At 41.7% G+C, this 20,838-nt stretch carries 23 protein-coding genes and 1 riboswitch; of the genes, 5 read left to right on the top strand and 18 right to left on the bottom strand.

What is annotated here, in order from left to right:
* Positions 1 to 10: 10 nt before the first annotated feature.
* The 6 genes from AC4PHB_RS01890 to queG form a co-directional block, all read right to left on the bottom strand.
* Positions 11 to 952, bottom strand: coding sequence for an ABC transporter substrate-binding protein (locus AC4PHB_RS01890; RefSeq protein ID WP_492136975.1), 942 nt, complete (start codon positions 950 to 952; stop codon positions 11 to 13).
* Between the two features lie 97 nt (positions 953 to 1,049).
* A riboswitch (cobalamin riboswitch) is annotated at positions 1,050 to 1,229 on the bottom strand.
* 26 nt (positions 1,230 to 1,255) lie between these two features.
* Positions 1,256 to 2,689, bottom strand: a complete 1,434-nt coding sequence (locus AC4PHB_RS01885) for a VanW family protein (RefSeq protein ID WP_492136974.1) — start codon at positions 2,687 to 2,689, stop codon at positions 1,256 to 1,258.
* Entirely contained in the window at positions 2,682 to 3,335 is a 654-nt protein-coding gene (nth, locus tag AC4PHB_RS01880; RefSeq protein WP_492136973.1) for an endonuclease III, read from the bottom strand. The genes AC4PHB_RS01885 and nth overlap by 8 nt, the downstream gene beginning before the upstream one ends.
* 8 nt (positions 3,336 to 3,343) lie before the next feature.
* The gene (locus tag AC4PHB_RS01875) at positions 3,344 to 3,625 is read right to left on the bottom strand and encodes a DUF503 domain-containing protein (protein ID WP_492136972.1); all 282 of its coding nucleotides are present in this window, start codon (positions 3,623 to 3,625) and stop codon (positions 3,344 to 3,346) included.
* 184 nt (positions 3,626 to 3,809) lie between these two features.
* Positions 3,810 to 4,997, bottom strand: a complete 1,188-nt coding sequence (locus tag AC4PHB_RS01870) for a glycine C-acetyltransferase (protein WP_492136971.1) — start codon at positions 4,995 to 4,997, stop codon at positions 3,810 to 3,812.
* Between the two features lie 90 nt (positions 4,998 to 5,087).
* Positions 5,088 to 6,074 carry a tRNA epoxyqueuosine(34) reductase QueG gene (queG, locus tag AC4PHB_RS01865; RefSeq protein WP_492136970.1) on the bottom strand — a complete coding sequence of 329 codons (987 nt, stop codon included), beginning with the start codon at positions 6,072 to 6,074 and terminating at the stop codon, positions 5,088 to 5,090.
* 107 nt (positions 6,075 to 6,181) lie between these two features.
* On the opposite strand from queG, the gene rodA reads away from it, so the two are divergent.
* The 4 genes from rodA (at position 6,182) to AC4PHB_RS01845 (ending at position 9,341) form a co-directional block, all read left to right on the top strand.
* Positions 6,182 to 7,291 carry a rod shape-determining protein RodA gene (gene rodA, locus AC4PHB_RS01860; protein WP_492136969.1) on the top strand — a complete coding sequence of 370 codons (1,110 nt, stop codon included), beginning with the start codon at positions 6,182 to 6,184 and terminating at the stop codon, positions 7,289 to 7,291.
* 111 nt (positions 7,292 to 7,402) lie between these two features.
* A complete protein-coding gene (locus AC4PHB_RS01855; RefSeq protein WP_492136968.1) occupies positions 7,403 to 7,729 on the top strand; it encodes a PadR family transcriptional regulator in 327 nt (108 codons plus the stop codon).
* Positions 7,716 to 8,300, top strand: coding sequence for a DUF1700 domain-containing protein (locus AC4PHB_RS01850; RefSeq protein ID WP_492136967.1), 585 nt, complete (start codon positions 7,716 to 7,718; stop codon positions 8,298 to 8,300). The genes AC4PHB_RS01855 and AC4PHB_RS01850 overlap by 14 nt, the downstream gene beginning before the upstream one ends.
* Before the next feature lie 3 nt (positions 8,301 to 8,303).
* Positions 8,304 to 9,341, top strand: coding sequence for a DUF4097 family beta strand repeat-containing protein (locus AC4PHB_RS01845; RefSeq protein ID WP_492136966.1), 1,038 nt, complete (start codon positions 8,304 to 8,306; stop codon positions 9,339 to 9,341).
* A gap of 36 nt (positions 9,342 to 9,377) precedes the next feature.
* Here AC4PHB_RS01845 and AC4PHB_RS01840 read toward each other — a convergent pair whose 3' ends face one another.
* The 4 genes from AC4PHB_RS01840 to AC4PHB_RS01825 are packed head-to-tail and all read right to left on the bottom strand — an operon-like array spanning position 9,378 to position 12,119.
* A complete protein-coding gene (locus AC4PHB_RS01840) occupies positions 9,378 to 9,986 on the bottom strand; it encodes a thymidine kinase (RefSeq protein WP_492136965.1) in 609 nt (202 codons plus the stop codon).
* 52 nt (positions 9,987 to 10,038) lie between these two features.
* Positions 10,039 to 10,806 (bottom strand): hypothetical protein, encoded by a 768-nt coding sequence (locus AC4PHB_RS01835; protein WP_492136964.1) that lies wholly within the window; start codon positions 10,804 to 10,806, stop codon positions 10,039 to 10,041.
* A 1-nt stretch (position 10,807) separates the two neighbouring features.
* Positions 10,808 to 11,416: a peptidylprolyl isomerase gene (locus AC4PHB_RS01830; protein WP_492136963.1), complete on the bottom strand. Its 609-nt coding sequence runs from the start codon at positions 11,414 to 11,416 to the stop codon at positions 10,808 to 10,810.
* A gap of 1 nt (position 11,417) precedes the next feature.
* A complete protein-coding gene (locus AC4PHB_RS01825; protein ID WP_492136962.1) occupies positions 11,418 to 12,119 on the bottom strand; it encodes an MgtC/SapB family protein in 702 nt (233 codons plus the stop codon).
* 94 nt (positions 12,120 to 12,213) lie between these two features.
* Between AC4PHB_RS01825 and AC4PHB_RS01820 the strand changes: the two genes are divergently transcribed.
* Complete coding sequence (locus tag AC4PHB_RS01820; RefSeq protein ID WP_492136961.1) at positions 12,214 to 12,582, top strand: DUF1667 domain-containing protein; 369 nt, start codon at positions 12,214 to 12,216, stop codon at positions 12,580 to 12,582.
* Here the strand turns inward: AC4PHB_RS01820 and AC4PHB_RS01815 are convergent.
* The 8 genes from AC4PHB_RS01815 to AC4PHB_RS01780 form a co-directional block, all read right to left on the bottom strand.
* Positions 12,575 to 13,933 (bottom strand): MATE family efflux transporter, encoded by a 1,359-nt coding sequence (locus AC4PHB_RS01815; protein ID WP_492136960.1) that lies wholly within the window; start codon positions 13,931 to 13,933, stop codon positions 12,575 to 12,577. The genes AC4PHB_RS01820 and AC4PHB_RS01815 overlap by 8 nt on opposite strands.
* Before the next feature lie 108 nt (positions 13,934 to 14,041).
* Complete coding sequence (locus AC4PHB_RS01810; RefSeq protein WP_492136959.1) at positions 14,042 to 15,154, bottom strand: M20/M25/M40 family metallo-hydrolase; 1,113 nt, start codon at positions 15,152 to 15,154, stop codon at positions 14,042 to 14,044.
* A gap of 47 nt (positions 15,155 to 15,201) precedes the next feature.
* The gene (locus tag AC4PHB_RS01805; protein ID WP_492136958.1) at positions 15,202 to 16,740 is read right to left on the bottom strand and encodes an AbgT family transporter; all 1,539 of its coding nucleotides are present in this window, start codon (positions 16,738 to 16,740) and stop codon (positions 15,202 to 15,204) included.
* Positions 16,741 to 16,943: 203 nt separating this feature from the next.
* Positions 16,944 to 17,585, bottom strand: a complete 642-nt coding sequence (gene trhA / locus AC4PHB_RS01800) for a PAQR family membrane homeostasis protein TrhA (RefSeq protein WP_492136957.1) — start codon at positions 17,583 to 17,585, stop codon at positions 16,944 to 16,946.
* An 11-nt stretch (positions 17,586 to 17,596) separates the two neighbouring features.
* Positions 17,597 to 18,358, bottom strand: a complete 762-nt coding sequence (gene map, locus AC4PHB_RS01795; RefSeq protein ID WP_492136956.1) for a type I methionyl aminopeptidase — start codon at positions 18,356 to 18,358, stop codon at positions 17,597 to 17,599.
* Positions 18,359 to 18,362: 4 nt separating this feature from the next.
* Positions 18,363 to 19,304, bottom strand: coding sequence for a tetratricopeptide repeat protein (locus AC4PHB_RS01790; protein ID WP_492136955.1), 942 nt, complete (start codon positions 19,302 to 19,304; stop codon positions 18,363 to 18,365).
* Between the two features lie 54 nt (positions 19,305 to 19,358).
* Positions 19,359 to 20,168 carry a nitroreductase family protein gene (locus AC4PHB_RS01785; protein WP_492136954.1) on the bottom strand — a complete coding sequence of 270 codons (810 nt, stop codon included), beginning with the start codon at positions 20,166 to 20,168 and terminating at the stop codon, positions 19,359 to 19,361.
* A gap of 31 nt (positions 20,169 to 20,199) precedes the next feature.
* The gene (locus tag AC4PHB_RS01780; RefSeq protein ID WP_492136953.1) at positions 20,200 to 20,754 is read right to left on the bottom strand and encodes a phosphatase PAP2 family protein; all 555 of its coding nucleotides are present in this window, start codon (positions 20,752 to 20,754) and stop codon (positions 20,200 to 20,202) included.
* Positions 20,755 to 20,838: the final 84 nt, after the last annotated feature.

Below are 20,838 nucleotides of genomic sequence, written 5' to 3'. Positions count from 1 at the left end.
CTCACAGCCTTTACTTAATTTCAGGATGGATAGCCTTCATCAATATTTCAAGGGCCTCAATTATTCTAGGTCCCGGCCTTGACATTATGTTGCCGTCCAATAGATATATCTGTCCGTTCTTTATTGCATCTATGTTTTCATACCCGGGTCTTTCCTTGATCGACTCTACAGTCTTTTCCGGCAGATCGTTTGCTGTCAGGTATACCTGTGGATTTCTTTCTATAAGCTGTTCAAGATCAAACTGAGGATATTCGCTTTCAGCATCCCCAGCCACATTGACTCCTCCTGCCAGCAATATAAGTTGATCGACGAAGGATCCAGGCCCTGCAGCCATCAACGGCTCATGCCAGATTTCGTAAAATACCTTCTTTGTTTCAAGTCCTTTTACTTTTTCAATAAGCTCAGCCTCTTTATCCAGCATTCCCTTTGAAAGTGCTTCTGCTTCAGCGCTGTTTCCTGTAAGTAATCCTATCCTTCCAATGGTTTCAATGATCTCTTCTATGCTCTCAGGTTCAAAGCCTGCAATCTGTATTCCTGCCTCTACAAGTCTTTGCGTTTCCTCTGTTATCCCTTCTCCATAATTGATGACCAGATCCGGCTCGAGCTCTATTATCCTCTCCAGGTTCATTCCGTTGAAATCACCTATCTTTTCAATTTGCAGCACTTCTTCAGGATAATCATCGAAGGTTGTAACTCCAATGACTCTATCACCAGCCCCTATTGCAAAGAGTATTTCAGTATTACTCGGAGCCAGCGATATTATCCTCTGAGCAGGTCCCTCCAATACAATCTCATTACCAAAATCATCCAATACCGAAATTCCTGCGGTTTCTGGAGCCTCTGCAGGTGTTTCCTGAGTAATCTCTCCTGTTTCTTCCTTTGGTGCACAGCCAGATAATAAGGTAACTGCCAGAACTATAGCGATCATAAGTATGATCCATCTTTTTTTCATTATTTCCCTCTCCCTTCAGTTATTAGAAAACAAAAAACCTGTCCGGAGACAGGCTGATAGCAATTAATTATATCCCTCCCTCCGAGGCAAAAACCAAAGGCTTTTGCATACACAGGCAGATATCCTGACTTACGGATCATCCTAATTTCAGCGCCTTCCCGGTTCCCCAGTGGCATAAAGCTGATTTCGTTCCCGTTCACAGTAGCGGGGGCTGTAGTGGATTTCAACCACTTTCCCTTTTAAATCTCATAGAGATACCCATGTGACATATTCAACTGTCGTAATCATATCAAAGTTCTGCTCCTATGGCAATACCTCAGGTAAAACTCCATCTTCAGGTAGTATGACCGGAATTGGGTCAAATGTAACTGGCGGTTCAACTACCAGCTCAATGACAGTTACAGGTCCTACTTTGTAAATAAAATCCTTTTCTCTGTAATAATCAGAGGATATTATCTCTCTGCTCACTACCTCGCCATTTTTGATTATCGACTTATAGGTGCTGACCTTGTAACCTGTTCTTCCCTCCTGAATCAGCTCTCTGGTTCCCGGTGTTAACGATGGATCCAGGTTTTCTTGTACCTTATATGGTATTGTTGAGAGAAGCTGTGTATCAATTTTTACTGTATAATCTCTTTCTTTAAGATCACCATAGATATAGAAGTAGACTCTGGAACCTATGACCTCTGAGTCGATATATACTGGATAATCAAAGTTGTTCTTGAATCTTAGATCCAGATACCCTGTGGCTACAGCTCCGTCTGTTCCCCTGGGTACGTATGCAGGAGGCATAGAGTGTGGGTGCCTTTCAATGATTTCAAGGTCTGCAAGAAGAAGAGCGTTATAAAGTGTAGTCGATGTCTGGCAAACTCCTCCGCCCATACCTGGAGTCAGTTCTCCGTTGAGTATAACTGGAGCTTCCTGGTAGCCTGCATCTGCTCTTCTGGGACCAGTGGTCTCATTGTAAGAAAGCTCATCTCCAGGCATCAAAAGGATACCCTTAAAAGCCTTGGCTGACAACCTTATATTGTTGACTCTTCCAGGAGCGCTGCCTTTAAAGCTTGTTGAGAATTCTGCTATCTTACCGTTTATCCTCTCGTAAAACTCAGTTTTTATTTCTGGCTCAACTATCCTTAATGGAAGCTCAACTCTTCCACCCTCAGGAATTGCAAGCTCTGCATCTTTTTTTAGGGTGTCCAGATCTACTGCCGTTCCATTTACATGCTTAGTGACTGACATTTCTCCAGCAGCAAAATCAAAGCCGGCATTTTTAGGGTCCCTCTTATATTTATCTGCTATGGCTTTCAACTCAAAATCCAGTCTTGCTTCACTGTAAAAAGCCTCAATATCTATATCGACTGGAGAATTCTCCAAATCTTGTATCCTCATGAACCTATCTATGATGTTTCCGCTTCTCCCCACTTTATATGCTTCATTTAGCGCAGTCTCATAATCATAGGTATATCCAAGCTTGGCATAGGAAATGAAGGTTTCTTCACCGGGGTGCTCATCAGATTCAACTATAATTCCTTTATTGTTAAAGCCAGCTTCAAGGCTCTGTCTCAATTTACTTTCCGCCTGTTTTCTTGTCAGGCTGCCTATTGGGATACCTGCTACCGATACGCCTTCATAATAACCATCTATATTGATTTTCCCATCAAGATAGGTATAACCTCCAAACAAGGCTCCTGACATGATAAGTAGAACGATTATTGCTGCAACTACTCTTTTATCCATTGTTGATCTCCCTTTCGTAGTAGAGACATTCAGTATTTATTGGGCAGATCTCACATCCCGGTTTTCGTGCTTTACAAATCCTCCTGCCATGAAAAATAAGAAGGTGATGCGCTTTTGTCCACATATCCTTTGGAATATTCTTCATCAGGTCTTCCTCTGTTTTTTCAACCGTCTTTGAATCTGCTAGTCCTATTCTGTTAGATACCCGAAAAACATGGGTATCAACCGCAATTGCAGGTACTCCAAATGCGTTGCTTGCAACAACGTTGGCTGTTTTTCTACCAACGCCGGGAAGAGTGATAAGCTCCTCTATAGTTTCGGGAACAGTACCACCGTACTTCTCATTGATGATTTGGCAGGTACTAACGATATTGCTGCTTTTAGAGTTTGAAAGGCCACAGGTCCTGATTCTTTTCTCAAGCTCAATCTGCCCAAGTGCTATGTAGTCCTCAGGTGCCTTAAGCTCAGCAAAAATTTCTGAAGTGACCTTATTTACTCTGACATCCGTGCATTGAGCTGACAAGATGGTCGCAATAAGGAGTTCAAAGGGTGTTGTGAAGTCCAGTTCCGGTCCTGCGTCAGGATACAGTTCAAGCAGCTTTTTTATAACCAATGCAATCTCTTTTTTTGTTAGCTTCTTTCTCATGGTCTCTCCTAAATTATCTCTATGCTTTGAAAAATGATTTCTACCCGACCATCGCCATCTATAAATCTGATTACGCTTTGGATCATCTTTCTTGCATGATCAGGCTCAGAGGATACACATGCAAATCCAATTTCAGCAGTCTGCCAGCTGTCGAACATGTCTACCTCGGCTACGGATATGTTGAACCTATGCTTTAGTCTTTCGATTATGCTTTTTAATACTTGTCTTTTTTCTTTTAAGGAACTAGCTTCAAATATTTCAAGTCTTATAGTACAAGCACCAATAAACATGATCCACCTCCATGGCTTACATATATTCATTCTACAATATATGAAAAGGAAAAAACAGGGTCAATTGTCACGGATACAAAAACCAGTGTATAAGGCATATCTGTTTAGGGCGATAATAATCTATGCAAAATATTAGAGATCCAGGACCACATGATCCTGGATCTCTAATATTTTCAGTATGATTCTACAAAAGCTTCATCTCTTCCCCAACCGCCTTAAATGCCTCAACAGCCTTGTCAAGCTGCTCCTTGCTGTGTCCGGCTGTAACCATGCATCTGAGTCTTCCTGTTCCCTTTGGTACAGTTGGGAATACTATTCCAGACACAAATACTCCCTTATCAAGAAGTCTTCTGCTGAACTCCATTGTCTTTGCCTCGTCTCCAATAATTACTGGAGTTATGGGTGTTTGACTGTTTCCTATATTAAAGCCTAATGTTCCCATCTTCTCTTTGAAGTATTTTGCGTTGTCCCAAAGCTTGTCGGTATATTCTGTTGACTCAGTAAGCATCTTCACAGCCTCGATAATTGCGCCAGCAGCTGCTGGAGGCATAGAGGTAGAGAATAGTACCGGTCTAGCTCTGTGGCTAAGCCATTCGTACATAGTGTTTGAACCTGCAACATATCCCCCAACTACTCCAATTGCCTTGGAAAGTGTTCCAATCGTAAAATCTACTCTTCCATGAAGTCCAAAGTGGTCAACGGTACCTCTTCCGCTTTCTCCAAGTACACCTGAGCCGTGAGCGTCATCAACATAGGTCATGGCTTCATATTTCTCAGCAAGCTGCACTATCTCAGGAAGTTTTGCAACGTCGCCATCCATGCTGAACACGCCGTCGGTGATAATAAGGATATTCCTGTATTTGTCTCTGGCATCCTTAAGAACTGCCTCAAGGCTGTCCATATCAGAGTGTTTATAGATCCCTTTGTCTGCTCTGGATAGTCTTGAACCGTCAATTATGGAAGCATGATTCAGTTCATCTGAGATGATTATATCTCCAGCCTCTGTAACTGCCTGAATAGTTCCTGCATTACAATTGAAGCCTGATTGATAGACGAAAGCAGCTTCTTCTCTTTTGAACTTTGAAAGAACCTCCTCCATCTCCTCATGTATGCTCATGTTGCCAATTATTGTCCTGACTGCACCGGAGCCTGCACCATACTTTTCTACAGCTGCAATCGCAGCTGCCTTAAGCCTAGGATGGTTTGCGAAGCCCAGATAGTTATTCGAGGATAGGTTGATTACGTTTTTGCCATTAAGCAGAACCTCGGGACCGCTGGCTCCTTGCAGTACAGGAAGCTTTCTGTACACTCCCTGGTCCTTTAGCTCCTGGATCTTATCCTTTAAAAATTGCAGCTCATGAATATTTGACAATTGGATCCCTCCCTGAAATTAATCGTTCTATTCGTTTAGATTATACCATAGCTTCAGTAAATTGAAAATTTAAGTATCCAGCGACCAGAATTATAAATATGGATTCCAAAGCTCGACCTCTTTTTTCTTAAGACCCTCGAGCTGCTCCTTATATTGAGACTCTCTCCCAATATTACTGATTGCGATAATTGCATTTCTTATAAGAACGCTCCTCCCCCTCCAGTTCCCAGCCATATCACCGTATTTTTTAATATATTCATTTTTGCTCATTTTCAACAGTTCTTCAATATCGACAAAGCCACCGGTTTTTACTGGCAGGAACTCTGTTATGTCTGAAAGGTTTACGCCTTTGTTCTTAGGGCAAACTGCCTGACAAGTGTCGCATCCATATATCTTAACACCCATCCTTCTTTGGAGCTCTGTTGGTATGATGTCCTTTGTTTGCGTCAGGTAAGATATGCACTTTTTAGGATTCAGAACTCCAGGCTTCTCCAATGCACCAGTGGGACAGGCATCGATACAAAGCCTGCAATCTCCACATTGACTTTCAATTGGCATAACCTCTGATGACAATTCAAGACTGGTGAGTATGTAGCCTATAAATACATAGGAACCATAGCCTGGAGTTATAATACAGCAATTTTTGCCGTAGTAACCAAGTCCGGACATATATGCTAGCTCTCTGTCCACCAATGGCCCAGTGTCCGCGAATGGCAGGTATTCGCCATCCAACTCAGATTTAAGCCTTCTTGAAAGCTCCCTTAGCAGGTCACCAACTACTTTATGATAGTCCCGACCCCAGGAGGATCTACTGAGGCTTCCCTTGATCGGAACCCTCGAGCTGATATCGTACCCGGTATTATAAGGAACTGCTATAGTTATTATCCCTTTACAACCCTTGAGAGTAATTGCAGGATCTATTCTCTCCTTAACAGACTTTGGCTCAAATTCAGTAACAAGTCCTTTACTCATTCTCAGTTCAAGAACTTCTTGAAGCCCGAATAGTGACTCATTCCCTGTGAATCCAATGATATCAATATTCAATTCCTTAGCAATACCTCTTATTTTATTATTCATACCTGATCTCCCTCTCAATTAATTATAGCAAATATGCTTGCGCATTCCCACTACTTCTAAACGATGTATTATGATATAATAACAACTGAAGTAAAGGAGTCGGTGAAATGTTCAATTTAAGGAAAAAGGCATTCAAAAAATTTGATTTTATATTGCTATCTTCGGTCATTATGCTTTGTATTTATGGTCTTATAATAATATATTCTGCAACCCTAAGCATGGAGAACCTAAGGTTTGTCAAAACCCAGGGTATTGCAACTCTCATAGGTTTCGCAGCGATATTGTTCTTTGTTTTCTTCGACTATCAGTTTCTGGGTAAGCTTTATATACCAATATATATAGTCTCAATAGGTCTTCTGTTTGCTGTCTTGTTCATGGGTGTGGGTGATGAGCAATGGGGGGCCCGTTCCTGGCTTTATATAGGGAGCTTCGGTTTTCAACCTGCAGAATTTGTTAAGGTTGGATTGATAATCTCACTTGCAAAGTATATGGATAAGCATAAGGAGGATATCAACTCGCCGTTTGTTTTGTTAAAGACTATTGCATTAGCATTTTCACCTGTAGTCTTGATACTTATGCAGCCTGATATGGGAACCGCCATGGTATTTGTTTTTATAATCGCTGCAATGTTATTTGCAGGCGGCATTAAATGGAAGTACATCGGGTTGGCATTTATTGTTGGTCTGATGAGCCTTCCTGTTATCTGGATGAGGCTTGATGACTTCCAGCGCGATAGAATATTTAACTTTCTGGACCCTGAAAGAGATACTACGAATACAGGATATCAGGCTTTACAGGGCAGGATTGCAATAGGAAGCGGAAAAATGTTTGGACGAGGATTGTTCAAGGGAACTCAGACTCAATTCAATTATATTCCCGAAAAGCAGACTGACTTTATATTTGCAGTTCTTGCAGAAGAACTTGGCTTTATCGGTGGAGCCGTACTGATACTGCTCTATTTTATATTATTATACAGGATAGTAAAGATAGCAAAAAACTCTACAGATACCTTCGGCTCGCTTATGTCCACTGGTCTTGCGGGGATGTTCCTGTTCCATATATGGGAGAATATTGGAATGACTCTTGGCTTGATGCCTATAACAGGTATCCCTCTCTCCTTCATGAGCTATGGGGGAACCTTCCAGCTAATCAACCTCGTATCTATAGGGATAATCCTTAGTGTAGGGCTTCACAGGGAGGGTTTAAGCTTTGAATGAGATCCTTCAAAGTCAGAGGTCAAGAGGCCTCTGACTTTTTTTACACAGTACCTTGCATTATAAGGTAGCGTGTGTTATATTATAGCTGTACCATGAAAGGAGTTGAATATAGTGAACATTCAATTCAAAAAAGGGGTTCTTGAGCTTTGTGTTCTTTCGCAGCTTTCTAAGAAGGATTTTTATGGGTATGAATTGGTTGAAAATATATCAAAGTACGTCCTGATTTCTGAGGGAACCATATATCCGCTGCTGAGGAGATTTCGAACCGACGGCTATGTTACGACCTATCTGGAGGAATCCCAGGAAGGACCCCCTAGAAAGTATTACTGCCTTACTGAAAATGGCAGGGATGTATTGGAGGAATTGGAAAGAGAATGGAACACCTTTGTAAACGGTGTGAATCATTTGCTAAGGAGTGAGGTAAATGAAAAGGAATGAGTATTTAAGCAGTTTAAGATCATACTTGAAGGGACTTCCCGAGGATGAGATAAGGGAAATTCTTCTGGATTATGAGGAACATTTTGCAATCGGAAGAGACAAAGGTAAAACGGATGAGGAAATCGTAGTTGAGCTGGGCGCTCCTAATGAGGTGGCTGACAGCATCAGACAAACCCTGGGCAAGGAACAGGATAATTCAGTCAAGCAGCCTCCATCCCCAGGAAATATGGATGGAACAAGGAAAATTTTGATACTGATACTATTGATTGGTCTTAATTTGGTATTTGTACTAGGTCCCTTCCTTGGCATAGTTGGATTTTTATTTGGTATTTTTGCAGCAGGTGTTGGCATTTCCATTGGAGGTGCTGCAATGCTGTTGGGCTTCCCTTTTACCTTCTTCATACCTGGATTCCAACCTGGAATCATAACGGTTATTGCTTTCGGAATTGGCTTAATAGCTCTTGGAGTTCTTATGGTAGTATTGGGAGTTGTCCTTACTAAGCTTCTATTCAAGCTTACATCAGCATATTTAGCCTGGAATAGAAGACTCGTCAATGGACAGGAGGTGTAATATATGGATTTTAAAAAAATTTCGCTGATCCTTATTGGAGTAGTCCTGGTTTCATTTGGGATAGGGTTCTATTCTCTTAGATATATCGATAATTTCAGATTTTCTGATTATGTAGGTGAAAATGCTATTGAGATAACAGATAATGGAGATGTGGTTAGAATTGGTGGAGATGGCATCCATGTTCTAGATGGAGATACCTCCGTTACGATTACCTGGAGGGGCATAGAAGTTATTGAGGGTGGAAAAAGGACAGTAATTGGAATCGACGGTCTGAGGTTTGGTGATGGATTCTTCAATGAGGTTGACCTTGTTAACAAGACAGTAGATAAGAGTATTGAAGAGGATATAACCAAAGACGGTATTCTAAGTGTAAAATCTACCTTTGCGGATGTTTCCATAGAGAAAGGAGGCACCGATAAAGTCGTCGCTACGCTTACAGGAAGTTATAAGGGGAATGTGGATCTTGATCTAACGGTAAGCAGTATCCCTGGAGGGCTTGAGTTGAAGGCAGTTCCTGATGGCAACAGCATCACTATATCAAGTTCAGGACTCAGGCTTACAGTACTTGTCCCTGAAGATTACGAAGGATCGGTGAATATAGAAACGTCCTCTGCACCAGTCAACGTTAAGGATCTGTCTCTTAAGAAATTGCAGATAGCAACAAGCTCGGGGTCTGTACAGCTGATAGACACTATTGCAGAAATCGGCTCTGTAACCACCTCATCCGGAGGCCAGATAATATATCCGGTAATCGGTGATTTCGACTTAAATTCAAGCTCAGGCAGCATCAAACTGAAGTTGGTCAAATCCTCGGGTAATATCTCTGCTGCAGCAAGCTCTGGTAGCATTGATGTCGAAATTGAGGATGAGCCTGACTACGACATTGAAGCTAGAACATCTTCCGGAAACCTTGACTACAGTGGTCCGGGAGCTGTCACAAAAAACAATGAAGATCAGATGATTGTAAAGATCGGAGATGGTTCTAAGTCACTTGATTTAGAAACCTCCTCTGGCAGTATATCTATCATTTCTGAACAATAAGAAAAAATAAAAATCTCGGGGCACACCCCGAGATTTTTATATAAAGGTGACCTGGTTTTTATTCACTATCGCATCCTCAAGCTTTTTCTCCTCTAAGTAGCAGCTTCTGCAAAGAGGTTCATACTCTCTTGAGGCTCCAATCACGACTCTTTCCCTGTCCTTAGTCTTTCTATGGCTTACCCATGCATCAGTACCGCATTTTACACATACTGCATGATGCTTCGTCAAATAATCAGCTATGGGCATCAGCTCCTTTACTATTTCAAAGGGCTGACCTGCAAAATCTATATCCAGTCCTGCTGCGATTACAGTAATGTCCTGGCCTAAAAGGCTGTTCACACCCTTTATTATTTCATCAAGGCCTCCTCCAAGAAACTGGACCTCGTCTATAGCTACGACCTCAGGTTTATTTAGGCTGCACTGCCTGAGGATCTCAGAAATATCTTCCACCAAGACCGCTTCAAGAATTGTATCATCGTGAGTCACGATTTCTGAGCTGGCATATCTTGTATCAACTGAAGGCTTGAAAGCCAGGGTCCTGTAGCCTGCGATCCTGAATCTTTTTACGTCCTTCTCCAGACTTGACGTTTTACCGGAAAACATAGAACCTGTGTGAATTATAAGCTTTCCTTTGTACTGATGCATAAATGCACCCCCTCATATATTTCCCTTTCTCTGATCCATGAAGGGATTTTTGTCATACTGACAGTGCCTCGGGATTTCCTGTAGAGCATGGCAATCCTGTCAAACATTTGCCACAGCATTGTGCCTCGCCAAGGTCTCCAAATCTGGTTGCATTCATCTTCAAGACTTCATTGCAGCCGAATCTGTCAAAGCCATCATCTAATGCACCAACCATACAGTTGTCAACGCATATCCCACAGCTGCCATCAAGCTTCTTCAGACAATATTCATGATCTGGCCTTTTTGTAGGTTCAATCTGAAGACTTGTCACTACGTTTCCTAATCTCCCACAACAGCCGTTTTCAGTTATAAGCATATTATTTATACCAAAGGTACCTAGACCTGCGATATATGATACATGTCTGTTGGACCATACACTTTTTAAGGTATCACGGTTTATATTAAGCTCCTTTGGAAGCTTTTCTGTCCTCCACCCCAAGTCAGTGAGAAACCTGATCAAGCCATCATTGATCTCTGCTATCAGCTTGTTGGTCTCAATGTATGCCATCGCCCATTCCCTCGAGCAATCAGTACCTCCTGTATTACTTTCAACTACCCAATCCTCGAATGGCAGGAAGTATGTTATAACTGATTTCGCAGCAGGATTTATATCAAACGGCTCATAATGATCCGTAGCGGCTACATGCTTTAGAATTTTAAACAACGGATCGGCTGCATCAGCATATGCAACCAGAGGCTTCTTCCATCTAGTCGATATATCCTCATGTTTTTCAAATTCCTTTACAGCATCACAGATGACCTTTTCAATACTCGATTTCACGTTATTCACTCTTCCATGGAATTATGGTAAGACTTTCTATCACAACAGGCTTGATGGGTTTATCGCCGCTTCCTACCGGAGTTTCAGCTATTTGATCGACTATTTCCAATCCCTCAAATACCTGACCAAATACAGTGTGCTTTCCGTCCAGCCAGAAGGTACCTCCCAGTTCTCTGTACGCATCGATTACATCCTGAGGATATCCTCTTTTTTCACCCAAATCCTCCATCTGTCCAAGTATATTTTTCTCAACACTGGTCTTTTGCACTATGAAAAACTGGCTTCCATTTGTATTTGGCCCAGAGTTTGCCATAGACAATGCACCTCTGAAATTTCTGTACATGCTGTTGAATTCGTCCTGAAAAGGCTTGCCCCAGATGCTTTTGCCGCCTCTGCCAGTACCTTCAGGGTCTCCCCCTTGTATCATAAAGTCATTTATTATTCTGTGAAATGTTATTCCATCATAATATCCTGACCTGGCATGGGTTGTGAAGTTCTCTACAGCCTTTGGTGCAACCTCCGGGAATAATCTAATTTTTATCTCACCAAAATTAGTTTTCATCACTGCTATTTCTTCATTGACCTCAGGTTTCATAAGCTGTTTTAACAAATCAGTTTCCTCCCTTTCTATTTCTCCAGTTTTCAATCCTTTGATCCTCAAAGTCAATTTCATCAATATCCCTGATATGGAATAGGCTGTCGTAAAGACCCTGCAGATTTAGATTGATGGGCTTCTTAACATAAAATTTTATCTCGATTTTACCCGGACCTTCTCCGTCGTCCTTTATATCATCGATGGTAACGTTACGAATAGAAATATTGTACTCGCCAAATACAGTTCCAATATCTCCAATTAATCCGGCCCTGTCAGTAGCAGTTACTCTGACCAGCTTGTTTGCTCCTCTAAGCACGTTCACCTCGACATTGCCCAATGCAACTAAGGATATAAGAACTATTGCGGCTGTAACTACACCACCCAGGTAAAACCCTGCTCCTATGGCAAGGCCAATCCCGGCGCATACCCAAAGGCTCGCAGCCGTTGTAAGGCCTTTGATATGATTACCGGTTCTTAAGATAGTTCCTGCCCCTAAAAATCCTATGCCGCTAACTACTTGGGCAGCAAGTCTCGCAGGGTCGGCACTCTCACCCATCCCATAGGCTGAAACCAGCATAATTAGAGTAGAGCCTACGCTAACAAGTATATGGGTTCTGAATCCGGCAGGCCTGTTGCTTGCTTCTCTTTCTATTCCTATAGCTCCGCCTATTACTGCCGATAGTATCAATCTTAACACTATTTCCAATTCACTTAGCATAGATTCACCTCGCTTTCCAACCTTAATTAAGATTTTACTAGATTATTGGACCAGTGGCAACTTGTATGCTATAATTTCAATCGAGGTGTTAATATTGAGTAATTTTAATGGTAAATGCAATATATGTTCAGTGGGATGCCTGCTTTCAATAGATGGGTCAGAAGCTGAGATCAAAGTAACCGGCAATAGTTGTGGCAGGGGAGTAGATTATGCACGAAAGCTGATTTCAGATGAGAGCAAAGTAATTACTGGTCGGTGCATTTTGATAAACGGTCCAATGGGCAGGCTGCCGGTTGTCTCCAGCATCCCTGTCCCAAAGGACATCTCAGATGTTGTTCTTGAGGAAATACGACGCCTTAGAGTAGAAGCACCAGTTGAAAAAGGACAGATATTGATCGAGAATATAATTGGGTCCGGGATAAACATCCTTGCCCAAAGAAGAGTAGGCAGGTCCTCTAGGTAACAGAGACCTGCCTTATATTTATCAAAACTACTTTGAACCAAAGGTATATTATCAAGCCCTTTAGAATACTGGATATTGAGATTGCCCACCATATCCCCATTAATCCGAGAGCCGTGGAAGACATTATTACTGCCAGCGGTATCCTTGATGCATTTAAGGTCATTCCAACCACAGTAGGTGGTAAGGTTTTTCCTAATCCGTTAAAAGCACCTGCTGTTCCTATTTCAATACTCATAAATAATTGTGACAATCCAAGGATCCTTAGATATTTGACCCCTTCCCTTATTGCTTCAGGGTCTCCAGGCGTAAATAATGAAAATAAGGACTCGGCTGCAAAAATAAGCATCAAGGATGCAAAAATACCAAATCCGCCAAGTATCCTTATGCCTTTTTGATAACCTTCTCTTATCCGATCAACCTTTCCAGCTCCGTAATTCTGTCCTACAAACGCTGATATTGCTGAAGCAAAACCCTCGGAGGTCATCCAGGAAATAGACTCGATCTGCGAACCTATGCTCTGGACCGCTATTGGTATTGAACCAAAGCCTGCTACCAGTCGAGTGATTATTATACTTACCACAGCATGTGTTCCCATCTGAACAAAGGGAGGTATCCCAAGCTCAGCGATCCTTGATATTCTATTATATACCGGTTTCTCAATTATCCTTACATGGGAATATAGAGTGCCGTTCCTGGTACCAATGTATAAGAAGATCATTGTTACTACTATCTGAGCCGTTACAGTAGCAATAGCTGCTCCTTCTACCTCAAGCCTTGGGAAGGGACCAATCCCGAAAATAAGCAACGGGTCAAGAACCATATTTACAATAAGTCCAATTGTGTTGGTCTTAAATGGTGTGACGCTGTTGCCCGAGCTGTTGAGAGTCGTTGAGAAAACTGGGTTCATGAAGAAAAAGATCATCCCTGTACTGATTATGGAAAGATAGCTTACAGCCATTTCTGCCACATTTGATTCTCGAATATTGAAGAAGCCAATTATCTGCTCCCTGAATAAATAAAGTGCCGCTCCATATGTCAATGAGATAGCTATGTTGAGCTGAAATCCTGAGGTTATATACCTTCTTGCCTCTTTTTTATCACCTCTTCCATAGTTCTGTGCGACACTTACACCTATCCCGACCTGAGAGATCATGACAAGAGATGCAGCCAGCCACAGGAAGAATCCTGCTGTACCCACAGCAGCGACTGAATCAGTACTAAGCCGCCCCAGCCACATAACATCCGTCAGATTGTATGCCATCTGGATAAAGGAGGTGCCCATGATCGGGAATGCCAGCCTGGTCAATGTACCTATTATTTTTCCTTCAGTTAGTTTCAATTCTCTTCCCATAAGCCGTCTCCTGTGATTGAGTTACCTTTCCATTCTAACTGACCTATCAAGTCTTTGCAACCATTAGTAAAGGCACCTATCCAATAAGGTGCCTTTGAGATCAAACTTCTAGCTGTGAAGCTTTATAAGCTCGAGTACCAGTTTTGCAGATGTGTTGATATCATCAATAAATATGTGTTCCTCCAGGGTGTGGGCATTTCTCTCTCCAATTGCTATATTAACTGCCTCGATTCCGTTCGAATTAAAATTATTTGTATCGCTTCCTCCACCTGAGCCAACAATTTCTGCGTTGATCCCAAGGTTATGGAATGCTTTTTCAATAGCTTTGACCACCGGGCTTTCATCAGGTACACTGAATGCGCCATATGCTCTTTCCACAATTATTTCTACTGAACCTCCGTATTTCTTTGCTGCAGTCTCCATAGCATCTGTCATATGCTTGGTCTGCTCAAGAAGCTTGTCTTCCTTCAAGCTTCTTGCCTCGGCCTGGATCGTAACACGAGAAGGGACTATGTTGGTCGCACCTCCGCCACCTATCGATCCGATGTTTGCAGTTGTCTCCTCATCGATTCTTAATAGCTTCATCACAGATATGGCGTCAGCAGCCATTTGGATGGCACTAATACCATCCTCCGGAGCAACCCCTGCATGGGCTTCCTTGCCTTTGAATACTGCAGTTATCTTGTTCTGGGCAGGTCCTCTTGTGATTATCCTTCCAGGATCTCCACTGCTATCCAGGACAAATGCCTTTTTAGATCTAATAAACGAGTAATCCAGATTTGCCGAGCCCTTAAGGCCACCTTCCTCAAATATTGTAAATACTACCTCTATGCCATTGTGAGGGAGTCCCTTTTCTGTGACTACCCTGATAGCCTCCATTATAGCAGCTATTCCAGCCTTGTCATCTCCACCCAGTATCGTGGTCCCGTCACTGTATATAGCACCATCTCTTATCTGAGGCTTAACTCCTCTGCATGGTGAAACTGTGTCCATATGAGCACTAAAAAGGATGGATTCACCTTCAGATCCTCCTTTAAGGATGCCAATCAGATTCCCTGTATTGCTTCCAGTTATGCCTCCTGCATCATCTGTCCTGACCTCAAGACCCAGCTGTTCCATTTCTTCCTTCAGCATTTGAGCAAGCTGCTTCTCCTCAGTGGTAGGGCTGTCGATCTGTACATAACGTAAGAAACTATCCAGTAGCCTGTTTTCATTTATCATATTGGTTCCTCCTTATAACAAAAGGCGATTTGTGGCCCTTCTGTTTGTTAAACATGAATGAATGCTCCCGGTCCTAATGGCCAGCCCATGAAATACCAGAACACCATCAATGCTGTCCAGCCAATAAGGAATACTATTGAGTATGGTATCATTGTAGCTATTATAGTTCCAATTCCACTTTCCTCATCGTATTTCTTCGCAAATACAACTATCATGGCAAAGTAGCTCATAAGTGGAGTAATGATGTTTGTAGATGAGTCTCCAATCCTAAAAGCAGCCTGTGTAAGTTCAGGGCTCAGTCCAAGTCTCATCATCATCGGAACGAATACAGGAGCCATTATTGCCCATTTAGCTGAAGCTGATCCCATGAATAGATTTATAAAGGCTGACACAAGGATGAATCCTATTACTAATGGTAATCCTGTAAATCCAATGCTTTCGAGGAATTCTGCTCCCTTGACTGAAAGGATGGTGCCAAGATTAGACTTCCCAAAATATGCAACAAACTGAGCTGCAAAGAAAGCAAGAACAAGGTATCCTCCCATGCTCTTCATCGCATCGGTCATTGATTCTATAAGGTCGTTGCTGTTTTTTATTTTACCAATTGTTTTTCCATATACTGCTCCAGGGATCATGAATATTAGAAGGATCATAAATATCAGACCCTTGCTAAGGAATTCATTCACCGTCAACGCTCCTGTTGCGTCAGCTGATCTTAAAAGCCCGTTTTCAGGTACTATAAGAGCCAGCATTATTGCTGAGAATAATAGAAGAGACAAGCCCGCATTTCTCAGACCTTTGTTCTCGATTTCAGTAACATGCTCCTTGTCAGGTCTATAACTTCCTTTATATTCTCCCAGGTTCTTCTCTATTATCTTTTCGGTTACAAAAGTTCCAAGGAATGTGAGAATAAAAGTTGAAACGAACATAAAATAATAGTTTGCTGTAGGTAGTATTGAATACTCTATTCCAGCACTTCTAAGGGCTTCATTGGTTATCCCCCCAAGCAGCGGATCAAGGGTTCCAATCAAAAGATTAGCTGAAAATCCGGCAGAAACTCCTGCGAAAGCGGCAGCCAGGCCAGCTATTGGGTGTCTTCCTGCACTTGCAAAAACAACTGCACCTAATGGAATTACTACTACATATCCAGCATCTGATGCTATGTTGGACATTATTCCAGCAAAGACAACAACTGCGGTAAGAAGTCTTGGATGAACGTTAGTTAAAAGCTTTTTAAGTGAAGTATTGATAAGTCCTGACCATTCAGCAACTCCAACTCCTAACATTGCTACCAGGACGGTTCCTAGTGGAGCAAAGCCGGTAAAGTTTGTGGTAGCGGTATTGAAAATATAGCGAAGTCCATCCGCTGAAAGAAGATTTGACGCTGTTACAGTGGCCTCTGCACCTGCTCTCGCATCATAATAAGTTACTGCGGTTCCAGCCATTGAAACCAGGTATGAAGCTAAAATTACCACTGCACTCAGTATTACAAATATGATAGCAGGGTGAGGAAGTGCATTTCCTACTCTCTCAATATTCTTCAAAATACCGTTTCTTGAGGCTTTAGGTTGACTTTTTTTAGCCATAATATTCCTCCTTTTTAGTGAATTCCAGAATATTATACCCAAATAAATATATTATGGTCAACCTGAACATATGTTTTAATTTACAATCAATAAACTCGAACGCCTTATATATCTCGTTTTATGATTTATATTATTTTATATTAATATTATTGTAACTTATTTTCTGTCATTTGCTACTTTAATATGGTCTGGAGTTAAAGCTGTTATTTCAGATAGATCATTATCCCCACGAAATGAAGCGCACTGGCAGCAAGCACGAATAAATGCCAAATACCATGATTATATGGTATCTTTTTGATGGCATAAAAAATCGTACCAAGTGAATAAAGCAATCCTCCTCCGAGTATGAATCCAAAAAAACCCCAGGAAGTAGACTGTATTATCATTTTTATCGGCAGGATCGCCAACCAACCCATACCAATGTAAATGGCAAGTGATACAGCTTTATATCTGTCAAATTTCCCATGGGTCATGATCTTAAAAATGACACCTGCCAGAGCAACTGTCCAGATAGCTGCCAGATAGATCCATTTCGATGATCCATTAAGTGCTAAAACCAAAACCGGAGTATATGTTCCAGCTATAAAGAGGAAAATAGAGGAATGATCCAATACTCTCAATATTGATTTTACTTTTGGTCCGGATACTGAGTGATAAAGAGTGGATGACAAATACATAATAATTATACATGCACCATACACGGCGAATGCTGCTATTTTTGAGGGATCTCCGCTCTTGACTGATACTATGAGCATAGCAAGAAGAGCACCTACTCCGAACAGGACTCCTGCTCCATGAGTTATACTGTTGATTATCTCTTCTCTTTTTGAGTATGTCTTGATCATTGCACTACCCCCTAATCTCTCGGCTCATTCTGGTCTGTCAGGATTATCGGCCCATCCTTTGTTATTGCTATCGTGTGCTCGTACTGGGCTGATAGTCTGCCGTCTATTGTTCTGGCAGTCCATTTGTTTTCATCCAGCTTCATGCCGTATTCTCCAGCATTTACCATAGGCTCGATTGTGAAAACCATGCCCTCTATTAATCTAACACCCCTCCCCGGTTTCCCATAATGAGGGACCTGAGGATCTTCATGCATGTCCTTTCCAATTCCGTGACCAACAAAATCTCTGACTACAGAAAACCCATTTGATTCAACATATTGTTGAATGGCACTTCCGATATCACCTAGTCTGTTCCCCGGAATGGCCTTCGCGATTCCCAGGTATAGCGACTTTCTGGTTACATCCAGGAGTTTTTGGGCTTCCTCAGAAACCTTTCCGACAGTGTAACTCCATGCAGAATCTGCCAACCAGCCATCAAGCCTTACCACCATATCGATTGCAAGGATATCTCCTTCCTTTAGCTTTTCATCCCTAGGAAAACCATGACAAATTTCATCATTCAGAGATGCACACGTAGCATAAGGGTATCCATGGTAGCCTTTTTGCTCAGGAACAGCTCCTCTTTCACCAAGGTAGTCCTCGACGAACCTATCTATCTCCATGGTAGTTATACCGGGCTTTATTAGCTTTGCGATCTCTTTGTGCAGGCCAGCCAGAAGCTCACCGGCCTTTTTCATTTTTTCGATTTCTTCCACTGTTTTTATTATGATCATCCAGTTATCTTCCTTTCTGTATTGCTTCCATAGCTTTTTCTAATATGTCCTTAAAAACTTGATCCTCTCTTAGAATCTCAAAATCCTTATCTCTCCTGATCCAAACTGCCAGATAAGGATTTAGCTTCGTTGCGGAATCCAGATCAAGCAGAGCCTCATCCTTCCTTCCCAATTTTGAAAGGCAGCATGCTCTATTATAGTACAGGTCATGTGCAGAAGGAGAATACAGTATCCCTTCTGTGAGTATATCAATTGCTTCATCGAGTCTGTTCTGCTCTATCCTTATGGCAGAAATATTAAGATACACATTACCGAAGTCAGGCTTTAGATCCTTAGCTTTTGTATACTCCTCAACTGATCTATCCATATCTCCTAAGGCCTTCAAAACAACGCCCATATTAAATCTTGAGAGATAGAATCCTGGATTTTCCTTTATACTTTTATCAAGAAAAGCTCTGGCAAGTTCATAGTTTCCTCTGGTTTCCTCCATAGCTCCCAAATTATTTAAAGTATACCAATGGTTTGGATCAAGCTCCAGTATTTCATGGTAAAGCCTCTCCATCTCCTCCGGACTTCCCAGTTTTTCATATACAAGAGCAAGGTTATACCTACTGTCTATATCATCAGGTTCCAGCTGTATAGCCTTGGAATAGTACTCTACCGACTCATCCAGCTTGCCTTCCTCTTCACTGATCACACCTAGCTGGTAGTATACATCTCTCGTCGTATTGCTCAATGAAAGTATTCTTTGATTAAATTCTTTGGCTTTATCAAGCTTGCCTTGCTCAAGATAAATTGCACCAAGATTGAATAGAATAAGACATTCATCCTCAACTGTACCTTGGAAGTCCAGAGCCTTTAAATACATACTAATAGCTTTATTCTGGTCACCTTCACGGTAGAATCCTTCTGCCAGAGTCATATAATTTTTTCTTTTTGTCTCCATTATCTCACTCTCTCGACGGTCTCTTCAGAAAAAAGGTAGAGGGTCCCCTCTACCTTAAAGCTTAAAGCTCCCGATATGTCTGTACTTTTTACCATCGACCTCGATATCATCAAGGCTTATCTCCCAGCCTGTACCGATCCCCTGCAGCTTAGCAAGCTCCTCACAGTAATACATTACTATCCCGGCATCCATGAGATTGTTGTCCCCGCCTTCCTCTACGACAAACAAATCAATTTGGGTATCATGAACAACAAACCTCCAGGGCTGCTTGTTGAATCTTGATGGTGCAAACCTTATATAGAACAAAAGGTCCCCAAGACTTCTCATTTCCAGCTCGTCCATAGTTATAGGATTATCAAGCTTTTCTTTGAATACAAGCTCTTCCACTCCAAGTCTCTCGCTGAATGGCTCATGAATAAAAGGATTTTTAGGTTTAGGATAACCGAATGCAAGAATTGCTTCGTAATCACTTGAGGTATCTCCAAAAATTGCTGTTTTACGTTCCTTTTCAACGCCATTCAAGCTAACCCAGCATGTGCCAAGACCCATGTTATTCAAGCCGGTTACAAGCTTTTCCATGTTATAGCCGCTGAATAGTAGAGTCTTTTCGTCCTTTGCAGAAAAATCAAATGCTATATAGTGAGGACTTTCGATCATTACGCCGGCATAGCCTCCAAGACCCCTGAGACTGTCATAAATATGTTGACCATACTCATAAAGCTTTACCTTCATGTTTATACCGGAAAGCTCTCCATTGATACTGCTGACGAGACCTTCAACCTTGGTTAAGTCGGCTTCAGTAATGGCTTTTTTCTTGAATTCCCTTGTTGATTTTCTTGTCTTTAAAAAGTTCATCATATTCATGTGCTACTCCTCCTTGATATAAAATGATATGTTAATTGATTCCGATAATTGAACCAAGCCTCCCCACAAAAGGAAGGAAATGCATGTGTACTGTTACACTTGCAGTTATACCCAAAATTATACCCGCAGCAACGTCAGTAGGATAATGAACTCCCAAATATATCCTGCTCATTCCGATTATGATCGCCATAAAAAGTACCAATATTGTAAATCGCGGCATGTTAAGAGCTATTGTCGTGGCAAGGGAAAAGCTGGCTGTCGTATGACCTGAAGGAAATGAATAATCACTAAGATCTATACCAAAGGTGTGAAGCTGTTCAAGGATCTTATATGGCCTCTCCCTGCTGAAAAGCTTCTTGAGTGATTGAACGAATATCTGTCCAAATGATAAAGCCACTATTGCTTCCAGGCCAATAAGCCTTACCTGTCTTGAACCAAAAACAACAAGTGCCATTGCGAATATAGTCGTAAACACCGCCCCTCCCAGATCTGTCACTCTGACCATGATCCTGTCCAGGTACTTGTTTTTGATCCTTGTATTTATTAGGTGTATAAAATGAGAGTCAAATCTTTTAAATATTTTCATCGCTTGGAACTCCTAGTTTTGATCTAAAACAATTATATTACATTTCTATCCGTTTATCAAAGATAATATAGTTTTGAAAGCTGG

This window comes from Gudongella sp. QWL-04, assembly GCF_058683975.1.
The sequence above is the reverse complement of the archived record's forward strand: the minus strand, read 5'-3'. Positions and strand labels throughout refer to the sequence as shown.

What these genes read in the sequence shown, in the direction of transcription:
- AC4PHB_RS01890 (WP_492136975.1), bottom strand. Translation starts at nt 952, where the DNA reads ATGAAAAAAAGATGGATCATACTTATGATCGCTATAGTTCTGGCAGTT.
- AC4PHB_RS01885 (WP_492136974.1), bottom strand. Translation starts at nt 2,689, where the DNA reads ATGGATAAAAGAGTAGTTGCAGCAATAATCGTTCTACTTATCATGTCA.
- nth (WP_492136973.1), bottom strand. Translation starts at nt 3,335, where the DNA reads ATGAGAAAGAAGCTAACAAAAAAAGAGATTGCATTGGTTATAAAAAAG.
- AC4PHB_RS01875 (WP_492136972.1), bottom strand. Translation starts at nt 3,625, where the DNA reads ATGTTTATTGGTGCTTGTACTATAAGACTTGAAATATTTGAAGCTAGT.
- queG (WP_492136970.1), bottom strand. Translation starts at nt 6,074, where the DNA reads ATGAATAATAAAATAAGAGGTATTGCTAAGGAATTGAATATTGATATC.
- rodA (WP_492136969.1), top strand. Translation starts at nt 6,182, where the DNA reads ATGTTCAATTTAAGGAAAAAGGCATTCAAAAAATTTGATTTTATATTG.
- AC4PHB_RS01850 (WP_492136967.1), top strand. Translation starts at nt 7,716, where the DNA reads ATGAAAAGGAATGAGTATTTAAGCAGTTTAAGATCATACTTGAAGGGA.
- AC4PHB_RS01845 (WP_492136966.1), top strand. Translation starts at nt 8,304, where the DNA reads ATGGATTTTAAAAAAATTTCGCTGATCCTTATTGGAGTAGTCCTGGTT.
- AC4PHB_RS01840 (WP_492136965.1), bottom strand. Translation starts at nt 9,986, where the DNA reads ATGCATCAGTACAAAGGAAAGCTTATAATTCACACAGGTTCTATGTTT.
- AC4PHB_RS01825 (WP_492136962.1), bottom strand. Translation starts at nt 12,119, where the DNA reads ATGCTAAGTGAATTGGAAATAGTGTTAAGATTGATACTATCGGCAGTA.
- AC4PHB_RS01815 (WP_492136960.1), bottom strand. Translation starts at nt 13,933, where the DNA reads ATGGGAAGAGAATTGAAACTAACTGAAGGAAAAATAATAGGTACATTG.
- AC4PHB_RS01810 (WP_492136959.1), bottom strand. Translation starts at nt 15,154, where the DNA reads ATGATAAATGAAAACAGGCTACTGGATAGTTTCTTACGTTATGTACAG.
- AC4PHB_RS01805 (WP_492136958.1), bottom strand. Translation starts at nt 16,740, where the DNA reads ATGGCTAAAAAAAGTCAACCTAAAGCCTCAAGAAACGGTATTTTGAAG.
- trhA (WP_492136957.1), bottom strand. Translation starts at nt 17,585, where the DNA reads ATGATCAAGACATACTCAAAAAGAGAAGAGATAATCAACAGTATAACT.
- map (WP_492136956.1), bottom strand. Translation starts at nt 18,358, where the DNA reads ATGATCATAATAAAAACAGTGGAAGAAATCGAAAAAATGAAAAAGGCC.
- AC4PHB_RS01790 (WP_492136955.1), bottom strand. Translation starts at nt 19,304, where the DNA reads ATGGAGACAAAAAGAAAAAATTATATGACTCTGGCAGAAGGATTCTAC.
- AC4PHB_RS01785 (WP_492136954.1), bottom strand. Translation starts at nt 20,168, where the DNA reads ATGAATATGATGAACTTTTTAAAGACAAGAAAATCAACAAGGGAATTC.
- AC4PHB_RS01780 (WP_492136953.1), bottom strand. Translation starts at nt 20,754, where the DNA reads ATGAAAATATTTAAAAGATTTGACTCTCATTTTATACACCTAATAAAT.